The sequence below is a fragment of the Sinomonas sp. genome (genome assembly GCF_051955515.1).
Taxonomy (GTDB): domain Bacteria; phylum Actinomycetota; class Actinomycetes; order Actinomycetales; family Micrococcaceae; genus Sinomonas.
This window is the reverse complement of record NZ_JBQCGQ010000092.1, coordinates 1-6,727: the sequence shown is the minus strand read 5'-3', so window position 1 is coordinate 6,727 and position 6,727 is coordinate 1. Positions and strand designations below refer to the sequence as shown.

The following is a 6,727-nucleotide window of genomic DNA, read 5'->3' as shown; positions in this document are numbered from 1 at the left end:
AGAGTGGGTGGACTCTGCGACGGGGAGGCCCGCGCCGAGGCGCCACGCCTCATGGCGGGCGACGTCTGGAGCGGCTTGCCCAGGGCGCCCCGACAGCCGCCGACCACCGCGTTCGACCGCTCACCCCCCCATGCGAGCGGTCGACGGCGGTGGTCTGCTGCGGTCGGGTGGCTGTCGGGGCGCGCTGGGCTAGCCGCTCCAGACGTCGCCGGCCAGGAGGCGTGCCGCCTCGGCGCGGGCCTCCCGATCGCTGAGTCCAGCCTCTCTGAGGTCTCCCAGGAGCCGCTGACGCATCCGCAGGGACGTAGGCTCCTGCTGGTCCGTGGGAGGCGGGTAGGACTGATGGTCATCGGAGAGCCGCAACGGCGCAAGCGTCGAATGGCCTCGGACTGTTACTCGGGTGGGAAGCTTCGCGCGGGGGCGCATGGATTGCCGCCTGTTCTGTCCCTAGCCGGACGATGTGGGACCTATTGCTCTGGTGCGCAGAGATCCTCGCTGCTCGAGATCTGGTGCTGCCCCTTATTGTCCGCCAGAATGGTGAGATTGGGGAGGGGTTCTGTGAGTTTGCTTGGGGATTGAGGGAAATTTCTTCGAGCCTTACGGTCCTTGATAACCCACGTCCAGAAGCCGGAAGATCTGGCCTCCCGGCGCTGAGAAATAGGCGTGCGGGCTGCCGGGGTGCGTGAATTCCGGGACCCCCGCCTCGCGCAGCCGCTCCTGGGCTCCGGGCACATCGGCCGTGCGGAACTCGATCCAGGCTCCGCGGAACGCCGTCGCGTCAGTGAGCTCGCCACTCGGCCCTGACGGTGCGACATCAGAGAATTCCACGCTGAAGGCACTCCCGTCGGGGAACTTCACGAGGAGAATCGGGAATGGCAGCCCGAAATCGCGCTCGATCGCCTCGCACGCGAGGACGTCCCGGAAAAGGACGGTGAAGGCACCGCGGTGCTCCGGCGCGACGAAAAGATGGACGCGGGCACCGAGTCCGGTGAGCGCGCTGTGCGAATCTGCGGCCATGATCGGCTACTTGTGTTCCGGTCCCCAATGGGCGGTTCGGTGCTCGCCGTTCTCCTCGGAGCGAAGCTCGGCCCATTCGAAAGCCGGATTCGCGCGCCGGCGCTCGCTGACCCACTGCGCGGTCCGCTGCTCGGCGGATTGCCAATCGGCGGCCTCGAAGATCTCCTCACAGGTCTCGTCCGGTTCGCCGTGCTCTTTCACGAAGATGTTGAAAGTCCCCATGGGTCCATCGTGCGGCATGACCTGAGAAAGCGGCAGGGGCGGGGACTGAATCGCGCTCCTGTCCGGTTCTTCGAGGGCGACTCGGTGGAAGGGCCGAAACACGCCGCGTTCGGCACCGATTGGGAACCTTGAACCGGACAGGAGCTCAGCAGGTGGCTACACCCCAGCACCCCTCTCGCCGAGTCGCCAGGCCGCGAACACCGATCCGTTCGAGGGCCCCCGCAGTTCGGCCCAGTCCAAGGCGACGCCAGGATTGTCTTCGCTGTAGCTGTTGATGACCTCGCTGGCCATTTCGATGCCCTCCCTTGCGGTTTCTGCACTCACCTGCGCCAGGCACAGTGGCTGTGCCACGCCGGACGCCTTCACGAAAACATCGAACCCCGCCATGAGAAGAGCATGCTTCCTGCTCTTGTGGGGTGGCAACTCTCAGTTGTGCCCCTCGGATGGCCGGGGCAACGCCAAGTCTTTCCCGTGTCGGTGGGTGCTGCCATCCTCCTCCTGTGAGCGGACTGAACCAGCAGGGCGAGGCGGAGCCAGACCCGATTGTGGTGCCACCCGAGGATATTGATCGCGAGCCAATCACCCACGCACACAAGGCGTTGCCGGTATGGGTGCGCTTGACCTTCGACGACGGCCGGCCCGAGCGTACGGAGAAGGGCTTCGCGAAGGCTTGGACTGAGCATTTCGTCTTGGTTCAGGTGCTGTGGACCATCGCCTACTACAGGGGAGCGCGCGAGTTCTGGGTGGAGGCGACCCACGTGAAACGCCGAGTCATCGAGCCGGCGTGGCTAGGGCGTTCGGCGTAGGCTGCAGACCGCTATTCGACGGTTCGGCTCTTTGACTCGCGTACTTCTGGGTAAAGTCTCCGCAGGAATGCGGCACGGCAACGAACAGGGGCTCCACTTGGCAGGGAACGCGACCTTCCGGCACACCAACACCGCGCTGCTATCGGTGAGCAGTGTCGAGGCTCCGAGGATCGTGAGTTCCTGGGACTTCGACCAGAGGTTGGCGTCCACGCTCAAACGGCTCAAGTTCCCGCCCCGTTTGCTGGAGCGAGTCGCCGGCATCACGCACCGACGGTGGTGGGACGCGGGGACGTCGTTCGATGACGCGGCGATCGAGGCCGGCGCGAAGGCGATGGCCGAGGCGGGCGTCGAGGCGACCGACGTCGGACTGCTGATCAACACCTCGGTCACGCGGCGCAACCTGGAACCGTCCGTGGCGGTGAAGATCCACCACCGACTGGGGCTGACGTCGTCGGCCATGAATTTCGATCTGGCCAACGCGTGTCTCGGCTTCGTGAACGGCCTGATCCTGGCCGCTACCATGATCGACTCCGGTCAGATCAAGTACGCCGTGATCGTCAACGGCGAGGACGCCCGGGCCACCCAAGAGGCCACGCTGGCCCGACTCCAGCGGCCGGAGACCACACGTGAGGACTTCACCCGGGAGTTTGCGACGCTCACCCTCGGATCCGGCGCCGCCGCCGCAGTCCTGGGCCCAGCGGACGCGCACCCCGGCGGACATCGGCTTGTCGGAGGCGTGATGCGTGCCGGCACCGAGCATCACGAACTGTGTGTGGGAGGAGTCGACGGCATGGTCACCGATGCGAAGGGCCTGCTCGACGGCGGCCTGCAGCTCGTGGTGGAGGCCTGGCACGAAGCCCAGCCGGAGTGGGATTGGGCCACGATGGACCGGTATGTCACGCATCAGGTCAGCAACGCCCATACTCAGGCGATCATCAAAGCCATCGATCTGGATCCGACCAGGGTCCCGATCACCTTCCCCTACTGGGGCAACGTGGGGCCCGCCTCGCTCCCCATGACGCTGGCGGCTGAGGCCCAATCGCTCACCTCGGGCGACCGGGTCCTCTGCATGGGCGTTGGCTCCGGCCTCAACACGGGCATGGTGGAAATCGTTTGGTAGCCAGCGCGTGGCCGGGGCTCGACCCTGAATGGTCCCGGACACTCCTCGTCAAATCCACATCGGCCGTCGACGCCCCTGGAAGAGCGCGCCGCTGGCACGTCTTGGACAACGCCGCCCAGCTCTCCCGCCGGGGTCTGACGCCGCGGGGAACGCTCCTGTGCGTCCATGGCAACCCCACGTGGTCGTACCTGTGGCGCTCGCTGTTGAAGGCCGGATCTGACCCAGAGCATCCGTGGCGCGTCGTGGCCATGGACCAGCTGGACATGGGCTACTCCGAGCGCACCGGCACGTTCCGCCGGCTAGCGGACCGGATCAACGACCTGGGCGATCTGACCGACGAACTGGGCCTGGAGGGTTCGGTGTTTACGGTGGGCCACGACTGGGGCGGGGCAATCAGCCTGGGCTGGGCCTTGGCGCACCCAGAGCTCCTCGCCGGCGTCGTGCTGACCAACACCGCTGTCCACCAGCCCGCGACGGCCGGCATCCCGCCTGCCCTGCGCCTTGCCCTGCATCCTGCCGTGCATGGCTGGGGTACGACGACGTCGGACGCCTTTGTGAGGGTGACCCTCGCCTTGGCGAGGCCGCCGCTGCCGGCCGATGTCCGTAAGGCGTACCTGGCCCCCTACCGCGGGGCCCGGCGCCGGGGCGGTGTGGGGAATTTCGTAGCCGATATCCCGGTGGACCCTTCCCATCCGAGCTTCGCGGCGCTCGATCACGTCGCCGAAGGATTGCGCGGGCTGAAGGTGCCGGCGCTGATGCTCTGGGGTCCGCGGGACCCGATCTTCTCCGACCGATATCTCAAGGACCTCATCGGCCGGCTTCCGCACGCGGACGTGCATCGCTTCGAGGGCGCGGGACACCTCGTGGCCGAGGACCGAGACATTGAGACGCCGGTCTTCCAGTGGCTGGCCGCGCACCCCGGTCCTAGCGGCGCGGGGACGGGCACCTCGACTGAGTCGCGGGAATTCCGGCCCCTGTGGTCCCTGCTCGCCGAGCAGGCGGCAGGGCCGTTCGGTGAAGACACCGCGGTCACTGAAATGGCCCCGGACGGCGCCCCCGCCCGCTCGCTCAGCTGGCGGCAGCTGGAACGGAACATCCTGGACCTCGCGGCCGGGCTGCGGGACCTCGGGGTTGGCAAGGGCACACGCGTGAGTCTGATGGTTCCGCCCGGGGTCGACCTGACCGTTGCCCTCTACGCCTGCCTTCGCCTCGGCGCGGTGGTGGTAGTGGCCGACGCCGGACTGGGAACCAAAGGCTTGAGCCGCGCCGTCAAGGGGGCAACAGCCGATTTCATCGTAGGAATCGAGAAGGCTCTGGCGGCGGCCCGGATGCTCGGCTGGCCGGGGCGGCGGATCAGCGTCGGGGATCTCCCGGAAGCTTCTCGGCGGCTCTTGGGCGTTGAAACCTCCCTCGCGGCGCTCTCGAAGTCCGGGGCCGGGTGGGATTCGGGGCAGATGCCAGAGGTGGACCCCACTGCCGCGGCCGCCGTGCTGTTCACCTCCGGTTCCACCGGTCCTGCAAAGGGCGTGCTGTATACCCACGAGCGGTTGGCCGCGATGCGCGACACCGTGGCCACGACCTTTGGGATCGGTCCCGGCGCCCGCCTGGTCGCTGGCTTCGCGCCGTTCGCCTTGCTGGGGCCCGCCCTCGGGGCGGTCTCGGTGACGCCGGCAATGGACGTCACGGCACCGCGGACCCTGACCGCTCGCGCGCTCGCGGACGCCGCGGCGGCGATCGACGCGACCGCGGTCTTCGCCTCGCCGGCCGCGCTGCGCAACGTCGTCGCCACCCGCGATGGACTGGGGGAGGCAGGGCATCACGCCCTGCAACGGGTCCAACTACTGCTCTCGGCCGGGGCGCCCGTGCCGGAACCCCTTCTGGTGGAGGTCCAGCGTCTGCTGCCACGGGCCTCCCTGCACACCCCGTACGGAATGACGGAGGCGCTGCCGGTGACCGACGTCAGCCTCGAGCAGATTCAGGCCGCCGAGGCCGAAGCTGCCGCCGGCACCGTGGAGGGGGCGGGCAACGGCGTGTGCGTGGGGTGGCCCGTGCACGGCGCACGCGTCGCCGTCATCCCCTTGGCGCCGGACGGCACCGCACCCGGGTCGGAACCCACGAAGGCGGCGGGCGTGACCGGGGAGATTCTGGTCAACGCCCCCCACGTCAAGGAGGCCTACGACAGGCTCTGGCTGACCCAGCGGGAGAGCGCCGATCTGCCCGGATGGCACCGCACGGGCGACGTGGGGCACTTCGATGCGGCCGGACGACTCTGGGTGGAGGGTCGTCTCGCCCATGTCGTGACGGCGCCCGGTGCTGTCGTGACGCCCGTGGGCGCCGAACAGGCCATTGAACGCCTGGAGAACGTCCGGTTGGCCGCCATCGCCGGAGTGGGGCCGGTCGGGACGCAAGCCGTTGTCGCCGTCGTCGAGACTCTGCCCCCCGCGCGCGCGGCGGGACCAGCTGCTCCCGACCTCGCGGCGCGCGTCCGCTCGGCGGCCCTCGAGGCTGGCGTAGAGGTCTCCGCGGTGCTCGTGGTCCCCGCACAGCCGACCGACATCCGGCACAACGCGAAGATCGACAGGACCCGCTTGGCCCGCTGGGCTTCGCGGGTCCTGGCCGGCGGCCGCGCGGGACAGCCATGAGGGTCCTCGTCACTGGCGCGAGCGGATTGCTGGGGCGGGAGGTCGCCGAGTTCCTTGTGGGCCAAGGCCACAACGTGACGACCTTCCAGCGCCGGCCGTCAGGGGTCGACGGCGCTGCAGACTTCCGCGGGTCCGTCACCGATGAGGGTGCGATCCGGGCGGCGGTGCAGGGGGCAGAAGGAGTCATCCACTTGGCCGCGAAGGTCTCCTTCACAGGCCACGCCGCCGAGTTCCACGAGGTGAACGTCGAAGGGACGCAGCGTCTGCTCCACGCCGCGCGGGACGCCGGCGTGCGGGACTTCGTGTTCGTTTCCTCCCCGTCCGCCGCCAACTCCGGCGCTGCCATCGCGGGGCTGGGCGCGGAGCCGGCCGACCCGCAGCGAGCCCACGGCGACTACTCCCGCACCAAGGCGGAGGCGGAGCTGCTCGCGCTGGCGGCGGACGAGCCCGGATTCCGTGTCGCGGCGATCCGTCCGCACATCGTGTGGGGCCCAGGCGACACCCAGCTCGTGGAACGAGTCCTGCAGCGTGCCAAGCACGGGCGCTTGCCCCTGCTCGACGCGGGTGCGGCCCTCATCGACACCACCTACGTGGACAACGCTGCCTCCGCCATCGCGGCCGCTCTGCACCGCATGGAGCACATCCATGGCAAGGCCCTTGTGGTGACCAACGGCGAGCCCCGCCCGATCGGCGAGCTGCTGGCGGGCATCTGCGCTGCCGGCGGCGCCCCCGCCCCCTCATGGTCTGTTCCGGGCGGGGTGGCGCGCGCCGCGGGCTCGGTCGTGGAGAAGCTTTGGACCTGGGCCGGGCGCAAAGAGGAGCCGCCGATGACAAGGTTCCTCGCCGAGCAGCTCTCTACCGCGCACTGGTACGACCAGCGCGAGACCCGCGAACTCCTCGACTGGACACCGGGGGTCTCC

Annotated in this window: 8 protein-coding genes; 4 read left to right on the top strand and 4 right to left on the bottom strand. The window is 68.9% G+C overall.

The features are described 5' to 3' along the window. Positions 1-189 precede the first annotated feature (189 nt). The 4 genes from ACTHL9_RS05270 to ACTHL9_RS05255 form a co-directional block, all read right to left on the bottom strand. The gene (locus tag ACTHL9_RS05270) at positions 190-426 is read right to left on the bottom strand and encodes a hypothetical protein (RefSeq protein ID WP_440517797.1); all 237 of its coding nucleotides are present in this window, start codon (positions 424-426) and stop codon (positions 190-192) included. A gap of 171 nt (positions 427-597) precedes the next feature. Next, on the bottom strand, positions 598-1,017 hold the full coding sequence (locus ACTHL9_RS05265; RefSeq protein WP_440517796.1) for a hypothetical protein: 420 nt from the start codon (positions 1,015-1,017) through the stop codon (positions 598-600). A 6-nt stretch (positions 1,018-1,023) separates the two neighbouring features. Further along, positions 1,024-1,239 carry a hypothetical protein gene (locus ACTHL9_RS05260; RefSeq protein WP_440517795.1) on the bottom strand — a complete coding sequence of 72 codons (216 nt, stop codon included), beginning with the start codon at positions 1,237-1,239 and terminating at the stop codon, positions 1,024-1,026. Between the two features lie 156 nt (positions 1,240-1,395). Beyond that, a complete protein-coding gene (locus ACTHL9_RS05255) occupies positions 1,396-1,590 on the bottom strand; it encodes a hypothetical protein (RefSeq protein WP_440517794.1) in 195 nt (64 codons plus the stop codon). Positions 1,591-1,739: 149 nt separating this feature from the next. On the opposite strand from ACTHL9_RS05255, the gene ACTHL9_RS05250 reads away from it, so the two are divergent. The 4 genes from ACTHL9_RS05250 to ACTHL9_RS05235 all read left to right on the top strand — a co-directional run. Continuing rightward, entirely contained in the window at positions 1,740-2,045 is a 306-nt protein-coding gene (locus tag ACTHL9_RS05250) for a hypothetical protein (RefSeq protein ID WP_440517793.1), read from the top strand. A gap of 67 nt (positions 2,046-2,112) precedes the next feature. After that, positions 2,113-3,165, top strand: a complete 1,053-nt coding sequence (locus tag ACTHL9_RS05245; protein WP_440517792.1) for a 3-oxoacyl-ACP synthase III — start codon at positions 2,113-2,115, stop codon at positions 3,163-3,165. Further along, positions 3,159-5,807 (top strand): alpha/beta fold hydrolase, encoded by a 2,649-nt coding sequence (locus tag ACTHL9_RS05240; RefSeq protein WP_440517791.1) that lies wholly within the window; start codon positions 3,159-3,161, stop codon positions 5,805-5,807. The genes ACTHL9_RS05245 and ACTHL9_RS05240 overlap by 7 nt, the downstream gene beginning before the upstream one ends. Next, a partial coding sequence (locus tag ACTHL9_RS05235) for an NAD-dependent epimerase/dehydratase family protein (protein WP_440517790.1) occupies positions 5,804-6,727 on the top strand: 924 nt, incomplete at its 3' end. The genes ACTHL9_RS05240 and ACTHL9_RS05235, both read left to right, overlap by 4 nt.

What these genes read in the sequence shown, in the direction of transcription:
- ACTHL9_RS05270 (WP_440517797.1), bottom strand. Translation starts at nt 426, where the DNA reads ATGCGCCCCCGCGCGAAGCTTCCCACCCGAGTAACAGTCCGAGGCCAT.
- ACTHL9_RS05265 (WP_440517796.1), bottom strand. Translation starts at nt 1,017, where the DNA reads ATGGCCGCAGATTCGCACAGCGCGCTCACCGGACTCGGTGCCCGCGTC.
- ACTHL9_RS05260 (WP_440517795.1), bottom strand. Translation starts at nt 1,239, where the DNA reads ATGGGGACTTTCAACATCTTCGTGAAAGAGCACGGCGAACCGGACGAG.
- ACTHL9_RS05245 (WP_440517792.1), top strand. Translation starts at nt 2,113, where the DNA reads ATGCGGCACGGCAACGAACAGGGGCTCCACTTGGCAGGGAACGCGACC.